The organism is Rothia nasimurium (assembly GCF_928381415.1).
GTDB lineage: Bacteria > Actinomycetota > Actinomycetes > Actinomycetales > Micrococcaceae > Rothia > Rothia nasimurium_H.
In genome coordinates this window covers 29329-49463 of sequence record NZ_CAKMSF010000009.1, presented here as the reverse complement: position 1 = coordinate 49463, position 20135 = coordinate 29329, and the positions used below count along the sequence as shown (strand labels likewise).

At 61.3% G+C, this 20135-nt stretch carries 19 protein-coding genes; 16 read left to right on the top strand and 3 right to left on the bottom strand.

Annotated elements, in window-relative coordinates:
* The first annotated feature begins 28 nt into the window (after nt 1-28).
* The 7 genes from L7A20_RS10720 (at nt 29) to L7A20_RS10690 (ending at nt 6579) form a co-directional block, all read left to right on the top strand.
* Nucleotides 29-1027 carry an ABC transporter permease gene (locus tag L7A20_RS10720; protein ID WP_237186138.1) on the top strand — a complete coding sequence of 333 codons (999 nt, stop codon included), beginning with the start codon at nt 29-31 and terminating at the stop codon, nt 1025-1027.
* Nucleotides 1008-2111: an iron chelate uptake ABC transporter family permease subunit gene (locus L7A20_RS10715; RefSeq protein ID WP_237194023.1), complete on the top strand. Its 1104-nt coding sequence runs from the start codon at nt 1008-1010 to the stop codon at nt 2109-2111. The genes L7A20_RS10720 and L7A20_RS10715 overlap by 20 nt, the downstream gene beginning before the upstream one ends.
* Nucleotides 2108-2863: an ABC transporter ATP-binding protein gene (locus L7A20_RS10710; protein ID WP_237186140.1), complete on the top strand. Its 756-nt coding sequence runs from the start codon at nt 2108-2110 to the stop codon at nt 2861-2863. The genes L7A20_RS10715 and L7A20_RS10710 overlap by 4 nt, the downstream gene beginning before the upstream one ends.
* Before the next feature lie 168 nt (nt 2864-3031).
* On the top strand, nt 3032-3652 hold the full coding sequence (locus L7A20_RS10705; protein WP_272878352.1) for an ATP-dependent Clp protease proteolytic subunit: 621 nt from the start codon (nt 3032-3034) through the stop codon (nt 3650-3652).
* A 31-nt stretch (nt 3653-3683) separates the two neighbouring features.
* Complete coding sequence (locus L7A20_RS10700; RefSeq protein WP_185174588.1) at nt 3684-4361, top strand: ATP-dependent Clp protease proteolytic subunit; 678 nt, start codon at nt 3684-3686, stop codon at nt 4359-4361.
* A gap of 230 nt (nt 4362-4591) precedes the next feature.
* Nucleotides 4592-5875, top strand: coding sequence for an ATP-dependent Clp protease ATP-binding subunit ClpX (clpX, locus tag L7A20_RS10695; RefSeq protein ID WP_237223519.1), 1284 nt, complete (start codon nt 4592-4594; stop codon nt 5873-5875).
* A 77-nt stretch (nt 5876-5952) separates the two neighbouring features.
* Complete coding sequence (locus L7A20_RS10690) at nt 5953-6579, top strand: DsbA family protein (protein ID WP_272879227.1); 627 nt, start codon at nt 5953-5955, stop codon at nt 6577-6579.
* A gap of 204 nt (nt 6580-6783) precedes the next feature.
* On the opposite strand, the gene valS is transcribed toward L7A20_RS10690, so the two are convergent.
* Nucleotides 6784-9420 carry a valine--tRNA ligase gene (gene valS / locus L7A20_RS10685; RefSeq protein WP_237223518.1) on the bottom strand — a complete coding sequence of 879 codons (2637 nt, stop codon included), beginning with the start codon at nt 9418-9420 and terminating at the stop codon, nt 6784-6786.
* A gap of 50 nt (nt 9421-9470) precedes the next feature.
* Here valS and L7A20_RS10680 point away from each other — a divergent pair, with 50 nt between their 5' ends.
* The 4 genes from L7A20_RS10680 to L7A20_RS10665 all read left to right on the top strand — a co-directional run bounded on the left by L7A20_RS10680 (nt 9471) and on the right by L7A20_RS10665 (nt 12875).
* Nucleotides 9471-10277: an SDR family oxidoreductase gene (locus L7A20_RS10680; protein ID WP_237223517.1), complete on the top strand. Its 807-nt coding sequence runs from the start codon at nt 9471-9473 to the stop codon at nt 10275-10277.
* An 86-nt stretch (nt 10278-10363) separates the two neighbouring features.
* A complete protein-coding gene (locus L7A20_RS10675) occupies nt 10364-11224 on the top strand; it encodes a hypothetical protein (protein ID WP_237223516.1) in 861 nt (286 codons plus the stop codon).
* 158 nt (nt 11225-11382) lie between these two features.
* A complete protein-coding gene (locus L7A20_RS10670) occupies nt 11383-12054 on the top strand; it encodes an NADPH-dependent F420 reductase (protein WP_237223515.1) in 672 nt (223 codons plus the stop codon).
* Between the two features lie 98 nt (nt 12055-12152).
* Nucleotides 12153-12875 carry a sirohydrochlorin chelatase gene (locus L7A20_RS10665; RefSeq protein ID WP_237223514.1) on the top strand — a complete coding sequence of 241 codons (723 nt, stop codon included), beginning with the start codon at nt 12153-12155 and terminating at the stop codon, nt 12873-12875.
* Here the strand turns inward: L7A20_RS10665 and pdxY are convergent.
* Complete coding sequence (gene pdxY / locus L7A20_RS10660) at nt 12865-13719, bottom strand: pyridoxal kinase PdxY (RefSeq protein ID WP_237223513.1); 855 nt, start codon at nt 13717-13719, stop codon at nt 12865-12867. The genes L7A20_RS10665 and pdxY overlap by 11 nt on opposite strands.
* 260 nt (nt 13720-13979) lie before the next feature.
* Here pdxY and L7A20_RS10655 point away from each other — a divergent pair, with 260 nt between their 5' ends.
* Genes L7A20_RS10655 through L7A20_RS10635 form a run of 5 tightly spaced genes read left to right on the top strand, consistent with a single transcriptional unit; the run spans nt 13980 to nt 19699 of the window.
* The gene (locus tag L7A20_RS10655; RefSeq protein WP_237223512.1) at nt 13980-14780 is read left to right on the top strand and encodes a phosphoadenylyl-sulfate reductase; all 801 of its coding nucleotides are present in this window, start codon (nt 13980-13982) and stop codon (nt 14778-14780) included.
* On the top strand, nt 14762-15691 hold the full coding sequence (gene cysD, locus L7A20_RS10650; RefSeq protein ID WP_237223511.1) for a sulfate adenylyltransferase subunit CysD: 930 nt from the start codon (nt 14762-14764) through the stop codon (nt 15689-15691). Before L7A20_RS10655 ends, cysD begins: the two co-directional genes overlap by 19 nt.
* A 1-nt stretch (nt 15692) precedes the next feature.
* Nucleotides 15693-16988, top strand: a complete 1296-nt coding sequence (locus L7A20_RS10645) for a sulfate adenylyltransferase subunit 1 (RefSeq protein ID WP_237223510.1) — start codon at nt 15693-15695, stop codon at nt 16986-16988.
* A 25-nt stretch (nt 16989-17013) separates the two neighbouring features.
* Nucleotides 17014-17961 (top strand): sulfite exporter TauE/SafE family protein, encoded by a 948-nt coding sequence (locus L7A20_RS10640; RefSeq protein ID WP_237223509.1) that lies wholly within the window; start codon nt 17014-17016, stop codon nt 17959-17961.
* A gap of 4 nt (nt 17962-17965) precedes the next feature.
* Complete coding sequence (locus L7A20_RS10635) at nt 17966-19699, top strand: nitrite/sulfite reductase (RefSeq protein WP_237223508.1); 1734 nt, start codon at nt 17966-17968, stop codon at nt 19697-19699.
* A 69-nt stretch (nt 19700-19768) separates the two neighbouring features.
* Here L7A20_RS10635 and L7A20_RS10630 read toward each other — a convergent pair whose 3' ends face one another.
* The gene (locus L7A20_RS10630; RefSeq protein ID WP_237223507.1) at nt 19769-20128 is read right to left on the bottom strand and encodes a DUF559 domain-containing protein; all 360 of its coding nucleotides are present in this window, start codon (nt 20126-20128) and stop codon (nt 19769-19771) included.
* Nucleotides 20129-20135: the final 7 nt, after the last annotated feature.

Genomic DNA, 20135 nt, shown 5'->3' with positions numbered 1-20135 from the left:
GCGGCGGGGTGACTCCTTGAGGGCTTTTATGACGACCACCGAAACCACCCGAGTTAGCCGCACCAGGAACTCCCTGGTCAGCGGCAAATTCCTGCTAGCCAGCCTGGGAATTGTTGCCCTGCTCGTGCTCTCCTTGTTCACGGGGGAGTACGACATCTTGAACAAGGCTGACGGCGCTGCCATGTTCGCCATCACCCGAATACCTCGAACCGTTGCCCTGGTGCTGGCCGGGGCAGCCATGGCCATGTGCGGGCTGGTGATGCAGATGCTGACCCAGAACAAGTTTGTGGAACCCACCACCACCGGTACCACCGAATGGGCAAGCTTGGGCCTGCTCTTTATGCTCTATTTCTTCCCGGCAGCAAACCTCTTGCAGCAGATGACGGCGGCAATCGTCTTTGCTTTTATCGGGTCGATGGTCTTCTTCCTCTTCCTGCGCAGGGTTTCACTCAGATCATCCTTGATTGTTCCCATCGTGGGCATGATGCTGGGTGCCGTTGTTTCGGCCTTCACCACCTTCTTTGCCCTCCAGACCAACCTGCTACAGAACCTTGGTGTGTGGTTCGCGGGCAGCTTTACGTCTGTGATTAAGGGGCAGTACGAGGTGCTCTGGCTGGTGCTCCTGGTGGTCGCCGTCATTTTCTGGTACGCCGACCGCCTGACCGTCGCCGGTCTGGGCCAGGAATTCGCCACGAACGTAGGGCTCAACTACGCCCAGATTATGCTGGTAGGCACCGCCCTGATTGCTATCGCCACCGGTGTAGTGACCGTGGTGGTCGGGTCCCTGCCCTTCTTGGGGCTGATTGTTCCCAACATCGTCAGTATGTTCCGCGGTGATGATTTGCGCTCCAACCTACCCTGGGTTGCCCTGACCGGTATCGGGGTCGTGACTATCTGCGACCTGATTGGGCGCACTATTATCGCCCCCTTCGAAATCCCGGTGTCGGTGATTCTGGGTATCGTGGGTGCTCTTGTTTTTATTGGTCTGATTGTGAAGGGGCGGCCCCGTGTATCAGCAGGCAAGTAAAGAAAGCCGGGTTGGTGCGTCCGCCCTGCCCGTGATGAGCGCCGGTGCGGACGCCCGCCCCGCCTCCCGCAGGGCAGGCACCTCCCGTAGCGCTGGGGCCTTCAAGACCCCGGCTGCTGCCCGCACCTACTGGGTGCTCCTGGCAGCGCTCACCGCTGCAGCTGCGCTGGCAGCCTTTGGGCTCTTGGCCTACGCCAACCCCTTTGAGACCGGCACCCCCAAGTGGTGGCTCATTGCTGAGCGCCGCTCCAACGCCCTGATCGCGATGGCTGTAGCCGCTGTCTGCCAGGCTGTAGCAACGGTGGCTTTTCAGACGGTGACCAACAACCGCATCATCACCCCCGGTATCCTGGGCTTTCAGGCCCTCTACGCCGCGATTCATACAGCAACCATCTATTTCGCCGGGGCCGCCGGGCTGATTGCTGCCCGCACCCTCGACACCTTTATTTTCCAGCTGGTCATGATGGTGGCCCTGAGTCTCTTGCTCTACTCCTGGCTGCTGACCGGCAAACGGGCCAACATGCACGTCATGCTCCTGGTCGGTGTGGTACTGGGTGGGGGACTGGGGTCAGTCTCAACCTTCATGCAGCGTATGCTGACCCCCAGCGAGTTCGATATTCTGACCGCCCGCCTCTTTGCCTCGGTCAACAACGCCGACCCCGCCTACTACCCGGTAGCCCTGCCACTAGTCGTCCTGAGCGTCGCGGTGCTCTACGCAAAGTCCCGCACCCTCAACGCCCTCTCCCTGGGCGCACCCGCGGCTACCAACCTGGGAATCAACCACCGCCGCGAATCCATTATCGTGCTGGTGATCGTCGCTATCATGATGGCGGTCTCCACCGCCCTGGTCGGCCCGCTGACCTTCCTCGGCTTCTTGGTAGCGACCCTCACCTACCAGTTCGCCGACACCTACGACCACCGCTACCTCTTCCCCATGGCAACCGTGCTCTCCTTTGCCATTCTGGCGGTCTCCTACTTCATCATGAACCACATCTTCTCAGCCCAGGGAGTAGTTGGCATCATCATCGAGCTCATCGGTGGCCTCACCTTCCTGATCGTGATTCTTCGAAAGGGCAAACTATGATCACCCTCCACCAGGTCGCTAAAAGCTACTCCGGTGAAACCAACATCGGCCCGGTCGACGTTCAGCTGCCCGCAGGCGGAATCACCGCCCTGGTCGGCCCTAACGGTGCCGGCAAGTCCACCCTGCTCACCATGGTGGGCCGTCTACTCGATATTGACGCAGGCACCATCGAAATCGGTGGCCTGAATGTGGCCACCACCAAGTCCAAAGACCTGGCCAAAGTCGTCTCGATTCTGCGGCAGGAAAACCACTTCGTCACCAAACTCACCGTGCGCCAGCTGGTGGGCTTCGGGCGCTTCCCCTACACCGGGGGCCGACTCACCGCTGAAGACGAAGAGATCATCTCCCGCTACATCGACTTCCTTAACCTCACCACCCTCGAAAACCGCTACCTCGATGAACTCTCGGGCGGCCAGCGGCAGCGGGCCTACGTAGCCATGGTGCTCTGCCAGGAAACCGACTATGTGCTTCTTGATGAGCCTCTCAATAACCTCGATATCTCCCACTCCGTGCAGATGATGCAGCACCTGCACAACGCCGCCCGCACCCTGGGCCGCACCATCATTGTGGTGCTGCACGACATCAATTTCGCCGCCCGCTACGCCGACTACATCTGCGCTATCAAGGACGGCAAACTAGCCCGCTTTGGAACCGTTGCAGAGATTATGCAAGATGACCTGCTCACCGATATCTTCAACACCCCCATCCAGGTGATCCAGGGCCCCAACGGCCCCATTGCCTGCTACCACTAGACCCCGTGCCCGCTCGCTCTTGCTCACAGCGTAGCGGGCACATGCCAACAGCGAACTGAAGAGCAAAAGGCAATTTTTGGAACCCCAAAAGCGATAACCTAAGTGTCAAGCAAATCTTTGGCACCGGCGTCCGCGCTGGTGCTGCAACCGACACAAGGAGCGGAACACATGTCCTTCACCCCTGAAGCACACCAGGCCCCCGCCATGGAAACCCCCATGGGCGGCCAGGACGACTACGTCTACAACCGCCTGCTCAAGGAACGCATCATCTGGCTGGGCTCCGAGGTGCGCGACTCCAACGCCAACCGCATCTGCTCCCAGCTCCTGCTGCTCTCAGCTGAAGACCCCGAGGCAGACATCTACCTCTACATCAACTCACCCGGCGGCTCCGTCACCGCGGGCATGGCAATCTACGACACCATGCAGCTGATCCCCAACGACGTTGTCACCGTTGTCACCGGTATGGCAGCTTCCATGGGCCAGTTCCTGCTCACCGCAGGTGCCCCCGGCAAGCGCTACGCCACCCCCAATGCCCGCATCCTCATGCACCAGCCCTCCGGTGGCATCGGCGGCACCGCCTCCGACATCCGCACCCAGGCCCAGCTGATTCTCGACATGAAGAAGCGCCTGAGCGAAATCACCGCAGAGCGCACCGGCCAGACCGTTGAAACCATCCTGCGCGATAACGACCGCGACAACTGGTTCACCGCCGAAGAAGGCCTGGCCTACGGCTTCTTCGACAAGATTCTCGACAAGATCGGCCCGGCCACCAGCGCCACCGACAAGTAAACCGGCACAGAACTTTTTACAGGAGAAACGAATGATTCACCTTCCTTCATCAACCGCACCTGCCGGTATGCCCACCGACCGCTACGTGCTCCCCAACTTCGAAGAGCGCACCCCCTACGGCTACAAGCGCCAGGACCCCTACGCCAAGCTCTTTGAAGACCGCATCATCTTCCTGGGCGTGCAGGTCGACGACGCCTCAGCCGACGACATCATGGCCCAGCTGCTGGTGCTTGAGTCCCAGGACCCCGACCGCGACATCACCCTCTACATCAACTCACCCGGCGGCTCCTTCACCGCGATGACTGCTATCTACGACACCATGCAGTACATCCGTCCCGAAATCCAGACCGTCTGCCTGGGCCAGGCTGCCTCAGCTGCCGCCGTCCTTCTGGCAGCAGGTACCCCCGGTAAGCGCCTTGCCCTGCCCAACGCCCGCGTGCTGATCCACCAGCCCGCCCTCTCGGGTCAGCAGGGTGGCCAGGCTTCTGATATCGAGATCCACGCCAACGAGGTGATGCGTATGCGCGAGTGGACCGCCCAGACCCTGGCTTTGCACTCCGGCAAGACCTTTGAAGAGGTCGATAAGTCCATCGAGCGCGATAACATCCTCACCGCCAAGGGTGCCCTCGAGTACGGCATCGTTGACCAGGTGCTTGAATCCCGCAAGGCCGTCAAGCCCTCCTTCAACACCGCCGAGAAGCACGACTAAACACTGCTCACCTTCAGACTCGGTGCGGACGCCGCCTCCCGCCCCACCTGCCTAAGGGCAGGGAAGGGCAGGGGCGGCGTCCTTCTGTCTGCCAAGCGGTAGAGAAGGAATAGCCCGCCCGGTTCAACTGTTAAGTCATAAAGACGTAACCTTGCTTGAACCGTCACATGTTGGGCTAGGCAGGTTTTCACGGTAGATTAGGTAGAGGAACCCAAGGAAAGGTAGGGTCTATGGCTCGCCTAGGCGATAGCACCACTCTTCCCAAATGCTCATTTTGTGGGAAGAACCAGCGACAGGTTCGTAAACTGATCGCCGGCCCCAACATTTACATCTGCGATGAATGCATTGAACTGTGCAACGAGATTCTCGAAGAAGAGCTCGCCGATGTGAAAGATTTGGGTGCCGTTGAAGAGCTCCCCACCCCGCGTGAAATCTTTGACCACATGCAGGAGTACGTGATTGGCCAGGAGGCCGCCAAGCGTGCTCTATCTGTTGCCGTTTACAACCACTACAAGCGTATTCGGGCCCAGCAGAGCCCTGCCTTTGAGGCCAAGGAGCTTTTGGCTACCGAGGGCGAAGACGTAGAGATTGCCAAGTCTAATATTCTCTTGGTTGGCCCCACCGGCTCGGGTAAGACCTACCTGGCCCAGACCCTGGCCAAGAAACTCAACGTACCTTTTGCCGTTGCCGACGCCACCAGCCTAACCGAGGCCGGCTACGTGGGCGAGGACGTTGAAAACATTCTGCTCAAGCTCATCCAGGCTGCTGACGGTGATATTGAAAAGGCCCAGCGTGGCATTATCTATATCGACGAAATCGATAAGATTTCCCGCAAGGCCGACAACCCCTCCATCACCCGAGATGTATCGGGTGAGGGTGTGCAGCAGGCCCTGCTCAAGATTCTTGAGGGCACCGAGGCAGCTGTTCCCCCGCAGGGCGGGCGGAAGCACCCCCAACAGGACTTTCTTAAGATTAATACCTCCAACATTCTTTTCATTGTGGCCGGTGCTTTTGCCGGTATCGAAGAGATTGTGGGCGGGCGAGTGGGCCGCAAGGGTATCGGCTTTGGCGCATCTATTGACCAGGCTGCTAAAGAGAGCGATATTCTCACCAAGCTCATGCCCGAGGACCTGCTTAAGTTTGGTCTGATTCCTGAATTTATTGGCCGCCTGCCCGTGCTGGCAACCCTGGGTAAGCTCACCGAGTCTGACCTCAAGCGGATTCTGACCGAGCCTAAGAATGCCCTGGTCAAGCAGTACAAGCGCATGTTTGCCCTCGACGGGGTCGAGCTGATTTTTGAGGACGCCGCCGTGGCAGCTATTGCCCGCCAGGCTGTTGAGCGAGATACCGGCGCCCGCGGTTTGCGCTCCATCATGGAGTCGATTCTGCAGCCGGTCATGTTCGATGTACCCAGCCGCTCAGACGTCACCTCGGTCATTATTGATGAGGCTGTTGTGGCGGGGGAGAAGGACCCGATTCTGGTGCTCGAAGCCCCCGAGAAAAAATCTGCCTAATAGTCTTTCCCGCTGTCGGTGCCTCTGCGCGCTGGCAGCGGGCTCTTGTATCCCACCCCTGATTGAAAGGACAACCCGTGGCTGAAAATACCGTTGATTTTTGGTTTGACCCTACCTGCCCCTGGTGCTGGATGACCTCCCGCTGGATTAAAGAGGTTGAGACCCAGCGCGATGTTGCCGTTACCTGGCACCCCTTCTCACTCGCTGTCCTGAACGAGGGCCGTGACCTTGACCCGGGCTACCGCAAGCACATCGACAACACCTGGGGCCCTGCCCGCGTGGCTACCGCCGTGGCAGAACAGTACGGCCAGGAGAAACTCGATGATCTCTACACCGCCCTGGGTGAGCAGATTCACCACCAGAAGAATAAAGAGGGCACCTACTTCGAGAAGGCTATTGAGGCTGCCCTGGCTGAGGTGGGCCTACCTGCTGAGCTTGCCCAGGTTGCCTTTACCGAAGAGTACGATGAGCAGATGCGCGCGTCCACCCGTGCTGGCCTGGACTCAGCCGGTGGCGACGATATTGGCGTGCCCCTGATGAGCATCAACGGTGTGACTTTCTTTGGCCCCGTGATGTCACCGGCTCCCACCGGTGAAGAAGCCGCCAAGGTCTTCGACGGCGCGGTAGCCCTAGCCTCTTACCCCGGCTTCTTTGAAATCAAGCGCCCCCGCAACGTCGGCCCGATCTTCAACACCGAAAAGTAGTAGCGGGCGCTTAATACCCCTGTTACCGAATACACGAAAGGCCCGGTTCCAGAAGCTCTGGAACCGGGCCTAATCTTCTGATGCAGCTGTACCGGGCCGGCATACCCCCGAAGGCGGCTGGCTGGGGCTGGCATGAATTGAGCGAGCGCCCCAGCGCGAGCTCAAGAAGGTTAGCCGCCTAGGGGGTATGCAGGCCCACTAACATTAGTTTTCTTCCTCAGTAATCAGCACAACGTCAGTGACGGCCAGCTCGCCCTCTGCTTCGGTGAGGGTGAGGTCGCGGGCGTTACCTGCTGCCTTGAGGTCGCCGAGACCGCCGCGAATGCGGGTGATGTCTTCAGCCGAACCGGTGATGGTTGCGGTTTCGACCTCGGTGCGCTGCTTGACCTGGGCCTCTGACTTGGCCTTGCGCAGACCACCCAGGGCAGCTGCTACGGTGGGCAGGACTGCGGGGTCGGCGTCCGCAACCGCGGCGGCAAAGCCGTCGGTGGTGGGCCAGGGTGCGCGGTGCACGGAGCCTGCTCGCCACCAGGACCAGATTTCGTCGGTGACGAAGGGCAGGAAGGGGGCGAAGAGGCGCAGCATGGCGTCGAGGGTGGTGGCCAGGGCTGCCAGGACGGAGGCCTGTTCGGCTTCACCGACGTTGCCGTAGGCACGGTCCTTGATGAGTTCAACGAAGTCGTCGGTGAAGTGCCAGAAGAAGGTCTCTGAGATCTGCAGGGCACGGGCGTACTCGTAGTTCTCAAAAGCAGCGGTGGCTTCTTCAACCAGGGCGGCGAGGCGGGCTAGCAGGGAGCGGTCGAGCTCGTTGGTGAGGACGCCTGCCGCGGCCTGGTCGGTGATGACCGAGTTGGCGGTGGCACCCAGGCCGAGCACGAACTTGGAGGCGTTCAGTAGCTTGATGGCCAGACGGCGACCAATCTTCATCTGGGCCTCGTCGTAGGCGGTATCGGCACCCAGCTTAGCGCTGGCTGCCCAGTAGCGCACGGCGTCCGAACCGTACTTTTCGAGCACCTCGTTGGGGACCACCACATTGCCCTTGGACTTGGACATCTTCTTGCGGTCCGGGTCCAGAATCCAGCCGGAAAGGGCGGTGTCGGTCCAGGGCACGGAGTTCTCCAGGGAGTTGGAGCGTACCACGGTGGAGAAGAGCCAGGTGCGGATGATGTCGTGGCCCTGGGGGCGCAGGTCCATGGGGAAGGTGACCTTGTGCAGGTTTTCGTCCACGGCCCAGCCGGTGGCAATCTGCGGGGTCAGGGATGAGGTGGCCCAAGTGTCAAGGACGTCGGGGTCGGCGATGAAGCCGCCGGGCACGCCGCGCTGGTCTTCGGTGTAGCCGGGGGCGGCGTCCGAAGCGGGGTCGACCGGGAGCATCTCTTCACTGGGGATGATGGGCTCGTCGTAGTTAGGTTCGCCGTCGGCATCGAGCTTGTACCAGATGGGGAAGGGCACGCCGAAGAAGCGCTGGCGGGAAATGAGCCAGTCACCGTTGAGGCCTTCAACCCAGTTTTCGTAGCGGGAGCGCATGAAGGCGGGGTGCCAGGTAATTTCGCGTCCGCGCTCAACCAGGGCGTTGCGACGGTCGGCGTCACGGCCACCGTTGCGGATGTACCACTGGCGGGAGGCCACGATTTCAAGGGGCTTGTCGCCCTTTTCGTAGAACTTGACCGGGTGGGTGATGGGCTTGGGGTCGCCATCCATTTCATCGGCTTCGACCAGCATCTCAACGACGGTCTTCTGGGCGGTGAAGACGGTAGCACCTGCCATGCGCTCGTAGCGTTCGCGGCCCTCGGCGGAGGTAATCCACTCGGGGGTGTCGGTGGCGAAGCGGCCGTCACGGCCGATGAGAGCGCGGGTAGGAAGCTGCAGTTCGCGCCACCAGGTGACGTCGGTGGTGTCGCCGAAGGTACAAATCATGGCAATGCCGGCACCCTTATCGGGCTGAGCCAGGGGGTGGGCCTTGATTTCGACCTCTACACCGAAGAGGGGAGAGGTGACCTTGGTGCCGAAGAGGGGCTTGTAGCGTTCGTCGTCGGGGTGGGCGACCAGGGCGACACAGGAGGGCAGGAGCTCGGGACGGGTGGTCTCGATCCAGACCTTCTCGCCGTTCTCGCGGTGGAAGGAGATGCGGTGGTAGGCGCCGGGTCGTTCCTTGTCTTCAAGTTCTGCCTGGGCTACCGCGGTGCGGAAGGTGACGTCCCACATGGTGGGGGCCTCTGCCATGTAGGCGTCGCCGCTGGCCAGGTCGTTGAGGAAGGCCAGCTGGGAGACCTTGCGGGAGTGGGCGTCGATGGTGCGGTAGGTGTGTGACCAGTCGACGGACAGACCCAGGGTGGTGAAGAGCTCTTCGAAGACCTTTTCGTCTTCTACCGCCAGGATCTCGCACAGCTCGATGAAGTTCTGACGGGAGATACGGGGCCAGTCGCGCTGGTTCTTAGCGGGCTTTTCGGGAGCCTTGAAATCGGGGTCGTAGGGGATAGCCGGGTCGCAGAGTACGCCGTAGTAGTTCTGCACGCGGCGTTCGGTGGGCAGGCCGTTGTCGTCCCAACCCAGGGGGTAGAAGACGTTCTTGCCCTTCATGCGCTGGTAGCGGGCGATGACGTCGGTCTGGGTGTAGGAGAACATGTGACCGACGTGCAGGGAGCCGGACGCGGTGGGCGGCGGGGTATCGATGGAGTAGACCTGCTCGCGGGTGGTGTTGGGGTCGAATGCGTAGGTCTTGTTGGCGGCCCAGTTCTCGGTGAACTTCTTTTCGAGGCCTTCAAGGCCGGGCTTCGCGGGGACGGTAATTTCTACGGTGTTTTCTGCGGGCGTGTCTGTGCCCTGGTTGATTTCAGCCATGTGGCCTATTCTCTCACGAATAAAAATATGTTGCAGGTTAGGCTAGTGCTATGACTACTACATCACTTCCCGCTAATCCCTTCACCCCCGACGCCCAGGCCGGTAAGGTCGCCGTGGTGACCGGTGCCTCCTCCGGTATCGGCCGTGCCACCGCCGAACTGATGGCCGAGACAGGCTGGACGGTCTACGCCGTGGCCCGCCGAGCCGACCGCCTTGAAAGCCTGGCTCAGGCAACCGGAGTGCGCCCGGTCGTCCTCGATATTACGGACGCCGACGCGGTTGCCGCCCGCGCCCAGGAAATTTTGGGCGAAACCGGCGGCCGTCTCGACGCCCTGGTTAATATCTCCGGCGGTGCTATTGGGGCTGATTCTGTGGCGAACGCCGACCCCGCTGGCTGGTCGGCCATGTTCGAGCTCAACGTGATTGGCACCCTCAATATGGTCAAGGCCTTCCTGCCCGCCCTGCGCGAAAACGGGCAGGGCACCGTTTTGAATCTGACCTCAACCGCAGCCGAAGCCGGCTACGAAGGGGGAGCAGGTTACAACGCCGCCAAGTTTGGTGAACGAGCCCTGACCGAAACCCTGCGCCTAGAAGAAGCTGAGCACAACGTGCGCGTGATTGAGGTGCGCCCCGGCATGGTGCACACCGAAGAGTTCTCCCGAAACCGCCTGGGTTCGGATGAGGCTGCCGCTAAGGTCTACGCTGGCGTGGACAAGCCCCTGCTGGCTGAGGACGTTGCCCAGACCGTCACCTTCGCCGTGAACGTCCCCCACCATATCAACCTGGACCACATCACCATGCGACCGGTTGCCCAGGCAGCCCAGTACAAGGTGATTCGGCGGGCCGCAGCCTCATAGCCGGAGCGGGCAGGGGACTGGGGCGAACCGGCATCATCTTCTTGACAGCAACTAGCCAGCCTACTTAGCATAGGAGGAGGGAGCCTATGACGGTAACCAGCCATCAATCAAAGGAGATGATGACCGTGAAGCGCAACCCCCGCACCCGCTCCGCCCTCACCAACCGCCCCGGTAGCTGGCGTCCTCACCTCGGGATGCTGGCCCTGTTACCACTTCTGACCGCCTGTGCCGGTGGCGGTGAAACCCCATCGCAGGCACCGGCTCAGACCTCTTCCTCCGTTTCTACCTCTGCGACCGCACCAGCAAGCACCCCTGCGCCCTCAAGCTCTTCAGCGATAGCTGCACTTCAGGTCGTTGAGGATGCCTGCTCAGACCGCTGTACCAACTACGAAACCATTGCTGTCACCCACCCCACCCTCGGGCCGGTAGAGATTCGCACCTATGGTTGGGATATGAATCCGGGGACAGCCCCTTCCCAGATGCAACTGGCCTACGCCGTTTATCGGGACGGTGAACCCATCGGCTTCTATGAGGGGCTGGGTAATACCTACGCCTTCATCTCTGCGCGCACCGTCATGGGCAATATGACCTGGAATCTTGCGCGGGACTCCAACGTTGACCGCTACGGCAACATCTATCTGGCAACGGATAGGTCCGTGGTGGTGCTAGCACCCACCGATACCGGGTATAGCCAGGAGGGTACTCTACCCTCCGCGCCGGTAGAGAAACCGCGGTTCGAGATTCACCCCTTCTTCGATGATGCCGGTGAGCCCGCTGCTGGTCTGCACCTCGATGCGGACGGGCAGGCCTACCTTGTTCTGGGGAAGGACGACAGCGGAGAAGTACGGCAGGTCAGCATTACGGGGCCGCTAGGGGAAGAGGGATCGACCGTTTACACCAGTTGCGCCAGCACTGAGCCCCACTGCGGTTTCATTTTTGACCGCTAGGTTGTGATTGTGAGGCTGTTGGCTAAATTGTTCCCTTCGTTAGGGCTGGGGCTCGTCTTGTGTCGAAATAAGACGCGACCCAACCCCTTTTGTTGAAAATTAAGAGCGTGAGAGTAAAGTGGGAATAGTCAATATATGAACTAAATAAGGAGCTTGTCATGACCACAGCAATCGTCGGAACAGGCCGTATCGGTTCACAGGTCGCCCTTCGCCTGGCCCGCGGGGGAGAAGAGATACTGGTTGCAGCATCAGATCTCGAATCGGCTCAGAAATCAGCCCAGGAACTGGGGCTAGGTATTCGGGCTGGTACCGTCGAGCAGGTCATTGACGAGGCAGACACAGTTGTCTTCGCTACGATGTTCCCCGTTACTCAGCAGCTCCTGAAGGAACATTCTTCACAGTTGGTGGACAAGGTTGTTGTTGATCCATCCAACAACTTCCGGGTTGCTGACGATGGCCGGGCGGTTTCCGCCAACCCAGAAGGGTCCTCAGCTGGCCAGCAAAACGCTGCCTTGCTGCCTCAGGGGGTTCATTTCGTCAAAGCGCTGGGAACCATGAGCGCGGCTAATCTGGGCAAAGAAACTACCGGTAGCGGCGAAAAGGTGGCTCAACTTTTTGCAACGGATGACCCTGTAGCGCAAGAGCGCATTACCCACCTATTGCGTCTGGGTGGCTGGGAGCCCGTCAAGGCTGGCGGCTTGGACATTGCTTCCAGAATTGAGGTCGGTGGTGCCTGGCACGACCGCGGTGGACTTGGCGGACGGATTCTCAGCAAGGAGGAAGCGGAGAAACTGGTCAGCCAACCCCTTGCGGAGGAATCAGCACGATAAAAGCGGGAGAAGCGCATCTGCCAGTCGATTGATTGTGCTGTACAGTGGGTGGGGTCAGCCCCACCCACTGTGCTGTGCAGGCAGCAGACTGGAGCCCCATGATTCACCTGGTCGCCACCTCCCACGGAACCGATAATCCCCAGGGCCGCGAAGCCGTTAACCTCATCCGAGAGCAGCTCACCGCCCTGGTTGAGACCCAGTCACCGGGAACCTACAGCGTGCACGAAGCCTACGTTGATGTGCAAGAGCCCTCCCTGCCGCAGGTGCTGCAGGAGCTGCCGTCCGGGGCTACCGCCGTCCTTCTGCCCCTGCTACTCTCACCGGGTTACCACACCGAACACGACATGAGGCAGGCAGCAGCAGACGCTAGCCACCTGACCACCGCAGTAGCCTGCGCCCTCGGCCCTTCCGCAGCCCTGGCTAAGCTGCAACGCCAGCGCCTCGAAGAAGCGGGCTGGGACGGCTACGACGATATCGCGCTGGCAGCAGCCGGTTCCTCCAGAGCGGACGGCCGTGAAGCCGTGCTCTATCAGGCAGAAGTTTTCAGCACCCTGCTCAGCCGGCAGGTGCCCTACGGTTTTGTTGCCGACATTGAACCCACTATCGAACAGGCCTGGGAGAACAACCAGGCCGAATACATCTCAACCTACCTGCTAGCCCGCGGTTACTTCCACAGCAAACTCACCAAGGCTTACCAGGGCACAGAAAAGGCGGTCGTCGCCGAGCCGCTGGTGCTGCCCGGAGACGCCGCCTCTGCTGCGGTAGTCGCTTCAGTTGCCCTAGAGAGGGCCACCGAAGCTTTAGCCGCTCTTAGCGCTTAACCGCTACAGCCTCAAAGGTCTCAGCAGGTTCAACGTAGGCCTGCTGGGACTCAATCAGCTGCAGTTCACGCTGGCCCGAGACCAGGGTGTTCTTCAGCAGTTCGTAGACGCTGGCAGTGGTGAGTTCCAGGGCCTCTTTCAGACTCTTACCCGACGCGAAGTGGGAGGCAAACAGGGCCTGGGTAACGTCGCCTGAACCGTTGGCCTTCATAGGCAGACGCGGGGTAGTAATCAGCCAGGCCTCATCGCCCGAAACAGCCAGCATCTGGATTGAATCCTCGGGGGTTTCGGGGGTGTTCACGCTGGTCACCAGCACGGTCTGGGGGCCAATCTTCTGGGCTGCAGCCACGGACTCAAGAACCTCATCCAGGGTCTTGGGGTCGGTACCGGTTACAAAGCCCAGCTCAAACTGGTTGGGGGTGATGATGTCGGCGTGCTGAATGACGCGGTCGCGAATCAGCTCCTGCACCTCGGGGGAGACAAAGCAGCCGCTGGTGGCATTACCCAGGACGGGGTCGCAGGAGTACAGGACGCCCGGGTTGGCTGCGCGGGCCTTGGCAACGGCATCGAGGATGGCGTCGCCGATGGAAGAGCCACCCTGGTAGCCAGAAATGACCAGGGCGGTGTCGGTCAGCCCGCCGCGCTCTTCAATGCCGGTGACGATTTCGCGGACGTCGTCGCCCGAGATCAGCGGGCCGCGCCAGGCACCGTAGCCGGTGTGGTTTGAAAAGAGGACGGTGTTGACGGGCATGACCTCGTGGCCAAGGCGCTGCAGGGGGAAGACGGCGGCTGAATTACCTACGTGGCCGTAGGCAACAGCGGACTGAATAGACAAAATACGCATAAACACCATTGTGGCACGCTCCAGCTGCCCCGCGGAACGCGCGTTTCATTAGATGACAGAGGGGCGTGACCTAATAGCGCACCCTAGTGCGCGACCTGCGACCCGTGCAAACTAGATTGCGTAAAAATTACCCCCGGTGAAGACCTGTGACGTAAAGATGTCTCCCCGTGACCTGACCCATGAAATAACTCGACCACCCTGCCCCCATAAGCCTAGACTTTCAAACAATTCACCCGAAGAACTGTTGTGAAAGGAGCGCCATGACACCCTCACCCGTGAGCTTTAAAAACTTTGGTGTTGGCTCGCCGGCCGCACCGCTGCAAGACCCCGCGATTAGCCCGGAAGGCACTGCTGAACCGGCTCAGCTCTCTGCTGCTGAGCAAGAGGCTAACCGAGAACTCGTTGACCGGTATGCGGCCGAGCTCTACGATGCGAGCGCCGAAGAAATCCTGACCTGGGCCCATGAGCACGTGAGTGGCCGTCTGGTCGTCACCCTCTCGATGGAAAACACCGTGCTGGCGGAGCTGGCAAGCCGCTACCTCCCCGACTCGGATTTCCTTTTCCTTGATACCGGCTATCACTTTCCTGAAACCCTGGACGTTGCCCAGCAGGTTGAGGACCGCTACCCGCAGACCCTGGTCAGGGCTGAGCCCCTGCTGACCGTGGGGCAGCAGGACGCCCGCTACGGCATCAACCTCTACGGCAGCGACCCCGCCGCCTGCTGCCGTATGCGCAAGGTCGAGCCGCTGGCAGCGTCCATGGCTCCCTACACCGGCTGGATCACGGGCCTGCGCCGGGCCGACTCACCGCTGCGCGCTACCACCCCGGCCCTAGACCTTGACGCCAACGGCCGGCTGAAAATATCACCCCTGGTCACCTGGACTCTCGAAGATACCGACCGGTACATCGACGAAAAGAACCTCATAGTTCACCCCCTGACCAAGGCAGGCTACCCCTCAATCGGCTGCGCCCCCTGCACCGCCAAGGTTGAAGCCGGCCAGGACCCCCGCAGCGGACGCTGGGCAGGGTTCACCAAGACAGAATGCGGACTACACACATGAGCACCACAACAACAGAAACCCTTTCACCCCACCTCAAAGACCTAGAAAACGAGTCAATCCACATCCTGCGCGAAGTAGCCGGGCAATTCGACAAGGTCGCCCTACTCTTCTCAGGCGGTAAAGACTCCGTTGCCGTCTACGAACTAGCCCGCCGCGCCTTCGCACCAGCACCCGTGCCCTTTGAACTGCTCCACGTAGATACCGGCCACAACTTCCCTGAAGTTATCGACTTCCGCGACCGCCTGGTGGAGCGCACCGGCGCCCGCCTGCGCGTGGCCAAAGTCCAGGACTGGATCGACCGGGGAGAACTCCAGGAGCGCCCCGACGGCACCCGCAACCCCCTGCAGACCGTCCCCCTGGTCGAAACCATCGAAGAACAGGGCTACGACGCGGTGCTCGGTGGCGCTCGCCGCGATGAGGAACGCGCCCGCGCCAAAGAGCGCATCTTCTCGGTGCGCGACGCCTTCGGCGGCTGGGACCCCCGCCGCCAGCGCCCCGAGCTGTGGAACCTTTACAACGGCGGCCACCTGCCCGGCGAGAACATCCGCGTTTTCCCCATCTCCAACTGGACCGAAGCCGACATCTGGGAATACATCGGAGCCCGCGCAATCGAGCTTCCCCCCATCTATTTCTCCCACGAGCGCGAAGTCTTCAACCGCGACGGCATGTGGCTGACCGCAGGGGAGTGGGGTGGCCCCACCAAGGGCGAACCCCTTGAAACCCGCCGGGTACGTTACCGTACCGTCGGCGATATGAGTTGCACCGGCGCCGTCCTATCTGAAGCCAGCACGGTACAGGACATTATCACCGAAATCTCCACCTCCACCCTGACCGAACGCGGCGCAACCCGCGCGGACGACCGCCTGAGCGAATCCGCCATGGAAGACCGTAAGAAGGAAGGTTATTTCTAAAATGACCCTGCTCACCCACCCCACCGAAATCGAGACAGCAAGCGGGGCACCGGCGTCCGCCCAGCTCGCAACCCGCCAGACCCTGCGCCTGTGCACCGCCGGAAGCGTCGACGACGGCAAATCAACCTTCGTGGGCCGCCTGCTTCACGACACCAAGAGCGTCCTCGCTGACCAGCTCTCAGCCGTAGAACGCACCAGCCGCGAGCGCGGCCACGAGGGCCTTGACCTCTCCCTGCTGGTCGATGGCCTGCGTGCTGAACGCGAACAGGGGATCACCATCGATGTGGCCTACCGATACTTCTCCACCGCCGAGCGCACCTTCATTCTGGCTGATACCCCGGGGCACGTGCAGTACACCCGCAATACCGTCACCGGTGTTTCAACCTCCCAGGTCGTCGTGCTGCTGGTGGACGCCCGCCACGGCGTGGTCACCCAGACCCGCCGCCACCTGACGGTCGCCTCCCTGCTCGGTATTCGCCAGGCGGTGCTGGCGGTCAACAAGATTGACCTGGTGGATTACTCCCAGGACGTCTTTGAGCAGATCCGCGAAGAGTTCACGGCTTTGGCGCAGGCCAAGGGCGTCGCTGAGGTAACCGTGATCCCTATTAGCGCCCTGAAGGGGGATAACGTGGTGGAACCTTCTGCCAACACCCCCTGGTACACCGGCCCGACCGTGTTGCGCTACCTCGAAACCGTCGACGTTGCTGAGCAGGAGTCAGACCTTGGCCTGCGCCTGCCCATCCAGTGTGTGATTCGCCCCCAGGGTACCGACTACCGGGGCTACGCCGGGCGTATCACTGCCGGTCACCTGGCTGTGGGCGACACCGTGCACCTGGGGCAGGGGCGAACCAGCACCGTCACCCACATCGATACCGCAGATGGGGCGGCAACCACTGCCACCATAGGAGACTCCATCGTGGTGCGCCTGGCAGACGATATCGACCTCTCCCGCGGTGACCTCATTGCAGGTGCCGACCGCCCCGCAGGCAGCCGGGAACTGACCGCCACCCTGGTAGGTCTAGCCGATACCCCGCTGCGTCCGGGTGCCAAGGTCAAGCTGCGCTACGGCACCTCCCTGGTGCGGGCCCGCCTCACCTCCATCGACTCCATTCTCGATATCGACACCAACCAAGAACACCCCGGCGAAGCAGTTGAACTCAACGACATCGCCACCGTCACCCTGCAACTGGCAGAAGACCTACCCGTCGAACCCTACACCGGGCGCGGACTGGTGGGCTCCCTGCTACTGATCAACCAGGCAGACGGCAACACCCTAGCCGCGGGTCTCGTCCGCTAGCAGCCCTCACAGAACGAACACCACCATGAACAAACTACTACTCATCGCCCTGGGCGGTCTGCTCGCACAACTCGTTGACGGCAGCCTCGGCATGGGCTTCGGAGTCACCTCAACCACCCTGCTCCTCACCCTCGCCGCGATGAACCCGGCCAGTGCCTCGGCAGTTGTTCATGTGGCAGAACTCGGCACCACCCTCGCCTCGGGCATCAGCCACTGGCGGTTCAACAACATCGACTGGAAGGTCGTGCTGCGACTGGGCCTGCCGGGTGCGGTAGGGGCCTTTGCCGGAGCCACCCTGCTCTCCAACCTCTCCCTGGCTACCGCTAAGCCGGTCATGGCAACTATCTTGACCCTCATTGGCATCAACCTGGTACTCCGCTTCTCCACCGGCCGCCGCACCGCCCGCGGCACCGGCGCTCCCGCCACCCCCCGCACCCTCGGCTTCCTCGGGCTCTTCGGCGGATTCGTGGACGCCGCCGGTGGGGGAGGCTGGGGTCCGGTCACCAGCTCCACCCTCATGACCATCGGCAAAACCGAGCCCCGCCGCATCGTGGGCACGGTCAACACCGCCGAATTCCTGGTCACCCTAGCCGCCAGCCTGGGCTTTATCCTGGGAATGTGGCAGGACCTCACCGAGCATCTGCTCGCCGTCCTTGCCCTACTGGCCGGTGGCGTCCTCGCCGCCCCCGTTGCCGCCTGGCTGGTCACCCGCATCAACCCCACCGCCCTCGGCGGGTTCGTGGGCACCTGCCTGGTCGTCACCCACCTGCCCTACCTCACCGGCCTCGTACCGGCCCTGGCCCCCTACAGCCTGCCGCTCACCCTGGGAGCAGCCCTGACCGGGCTGGCCCTGAGCACCCGAGGAGTGCTGCGGAGCCGAAACCTCACCCTCAGCCGCCCCACCGGCTACAGTGAAACTGTCGCATCTTCACATCACACTCTCGCCACCAGCACCACACGCACGAAAGACTAAACCTATGGCTAAGACCCTCACCGCCCGCCCCGACCAGGCAGCCGCACCGGCCCGCCGTAAACCCGTCTCAAAGAAGCCCAACGGCCAGTGGAAAATCGACGGCAAAAGCCCGCTCAACGCCAACGAAGAATTCAAGCTGGCAGATGATGGCCTGCACGTACGCGAACGGATTATCGACACCTACTCCAAGGAAGGGTTCGACTCCATCGACTCGGACGACCTACACGGCCGCTTCCGCTGGTGGGGTCTTTACACCCAGCGCAAGCAGGGCATTGACGGCGGCCGTACCGCAACCCTGAGCCCCGAAGAACTCGAAGACAAGTACTTCATGCTGCGCGTGCGTATCGACTCCGGCCAGCTCACCACCGAGCAGACCCGCGTAATCGGTGAAATCTCCCGAGAATTTGCCCGCGACACCGCCGATGTGACCGACCGCCAGAACGTGCAGCTGCACTGGGTCCAGGTAGAAGACGTACCCGAAATCTGGCGCCGCCTGGCAGAGGTGGGGCTCGACACCACCGAGGCCTGTGGCGACGTAAGCCGCGTCATTCTGGGCTCACCCCTGGCAGGAATTGCCGCTGACGAACTCATCGACCCCACCCCGGTCATTCGAGAGATTAAAGAAAAGTACATCGGCGATCCGGCCTTCTCCAACCTGCCGCGTAAGTTCAAGACCTGCTTCACCGGCCACCCCAGCCAGGACGTCGTCCACGAAATCAACGACGTAGCATTCGTCGGCGTTACCCACCCGGAACTGGGTGTCGGCTATGACCTGTGGGTCGGTGGCGGACTCTCCACCAACCCCAAGCTTGCAGAGCGCCTGGGGGTCTTCGTCACCCAGGACCAGGCCGTGGAGGTCTGGAAGGGCGTCATCTCCATCTTCCGCGACTACGGCTACCGCCGCCTGCGCAACAAGGCCCGCCTCAAGTTCCTGGTTGCTGACTGGGGGGTAGAGAAATTCCGGCAGGTACTGGAAGAAGAATACCTGGGCTATGCCCTGCCCGACGGCCCCGCCCCCGAGACCCCCGCCGTCACCGGCGACCACGTGGGAGTACACGCGCAGAAGGACGGTAAGTTCTACATCGGCCTGACCCCCACCGTTGGGCGCATCAGCGGCAGCCAGCTCATTGACCTGGCCAACCTGGTTGAAAAGTACGGTTCTTCGCGTCTGCGCACCACCCCCTACCAGAAGCTGGTCGTGCTCGACATCGAAAAAGATGATGTTGAACCCTTCATCACCGAAGCCGAGAAGCTGGGCTTCTACGCGCGTCCGTCCGTCTTCCGCCGCTCCACCATTGCCTGTACCGGTATCGAATACTGCAAGCTGGCGATTGTGGCGACCAAGTCCACCGCAGCGCGCGTCATCGATAACCTCGAAGAACGCCTAGCTGATGTTGCTGACCAGCTCCCGCAGCGCCTGACCCTGCACATCAACGGCTGCCCCAACTCCTGCGCCCGTATTCAAACTGCCGATATTGGGCTCAAGGGGCAGATCATTACCACTGAGGACGGACGCCAAGTACCCGGCTTCCAGGTTCACCTCGGCGGTGGGCTGGCCGACTACCAGAACGACGCCGCCGGCACCCTCGGCCGCACCGTGCGCGGTCTCAAGGTAGAGGCTGACCTGCTAGAAGACTACCTTAAACGCCTAATCCGCACCTACCTTGCGGAGCGAGCGGACGCCTCCCAGACCTTTGCGCGCTGGGCGATGGAGGCGGACGAGCAGCAGCTAGTATAGGGTTGGCTTTTCGACGCGTCCGCCGGTTTTCCACTGTTGAGGCATGGAAAACCGGCGGACGCGTCGAAGCTATAGGTATACCCCGGCGGACGCAAAAGCCCGCTTCAGCTTCTCTGCCAACAACTGCGGTCGGTAGATAACCTCGTGCCAGTTGGTGCGTACCACGTTGTAGCCTCTACCGCGGAGCCAGGCTTCACGCTCATTCTGCTGACCAAAAACCTGTTCACGGTTTGACCCCGCGTATTTGATGTTTCCGTCAAACTCTAAAATGATCATGCACTCAGGCCACATAAAATCAGGCCGGTAGCGCCGTCCGCCGCCCTCAACCCATACCTGCTGCTGGCAGGGCGGAAAGCCAAACTCGTCTAAGAAATAGACCACCAGACTTTCACCAGCAGATTCGGAAAGCGGATTGACCAAATCAGCCAACCTCTGT

Bases quoted from the DNA above. Each gene is read 5' to 3' on its own strand.
- L7A20_RS10645 (WP_237223510.1), top strand. From the start codon at position 15,693: ATGACCCTGCTCACCCACCCCACCGAAATCGAGACAGCAAGCGGGGCA.
- L7A20_RS10705 (WP_272878352.1), top strand. From the start codon at position 3,032: ATGTCCTTCACCCCTGAAGCACACCAGGCCCCCGCCATGGAAACCCCC.
- L7A20_RS10720 (WP_237186138.1), top strand. From the start codon at position 29: ATGACGACCACCGAAACCACCCGAGTTAGCCGCACCAGGAACTCCCTG.
- L7A20_RS10665 (WP_237223514.1), top strand. From the start codon at position 12,153: ATGATTCACCTGGTCGCCACCTCCCACGGAACCGATAATCCCCAGGGC.
- L7A20_RS10710 (WP_237186140.1), top strand. From the start codon at position 2,108: ATGATCACCCTCCACCAGGTCGCTAAAAGCTACTCCGGTGAAACCAAC.
- L7A20_RS10700 (WP_185174588.1), top strand. From the start codon at position 3,684: ATGATTCACCTTCCTTCATCAACCGCACCTGCCGGTATGCCCACCGAC.
- clpX (WP_237223519.1), top strand. From the start codon at position 4,592: ATGGCTCGCCTAGGCGATAGCACCACTCTTCCCAAATGCTCATTTTGT.
- L7A20_RS10640 (WP_237223509.1), top strand. From the start codon at position 17,014: ATGAACAAACTACTACTCATCGCCCTGGGCGGTCTGCTCGCACAACTC.
- L7A20_RS10655 (WP_237223512.1), top strand. From the start codon at position 13,980: ATGACACCCTCACCCGTGAGCTTTAAAAACTTTGGTGTTGGCTCGCCG.
- L7A20_RS10675 (WP_237223516.1), top strand. From the start codon at position 10,364: ATGACGGTAACCAGCCATCAATCAAAGGAGATGATGACCGTGAAGCGC.
- pdxY (WP_237223513.1), bottom strand. From the start codon at position 13,719: ATGCGTATTTTGTCTATTCAGTCCGCTGTTGCCTACGGCCACGTAGGT.
- valS (WP_237223518.1), bottom strand. From the start codon at position 9,420: ATGGCTGAAATCAACCAGGGCACAGACACGCCCGCAGAAAACACCGTA.
- cysD (WP_237223511.1), top strand. From the start codon at position 14,762: ATGCGGACTACACACATGAGCACCACAACAACAGAAACCCTTTCACCC.
- L7A20_RS10680 (WP_237223517.1), top strand. From the start codon at position 9,471: ATGACTACTACATCACTTCCCGCTAATCCCTTCACCCCCGACGCCCAG.
- L7A20_RS10635 (WP_237223508.1), top strand. From the start codon at position 17,966: ATGGCTAAGACCCTCACCGCCCGCCCCGACCAGGCAGCCGCACCGGCC.
- L7A20_RS10670 (WP_237223515.1), top strand. From the start codon at position 11,383: ATGACCACAGCAATCGTCGGAACAGGCCGTATCGGTTCACAGGTCGCC.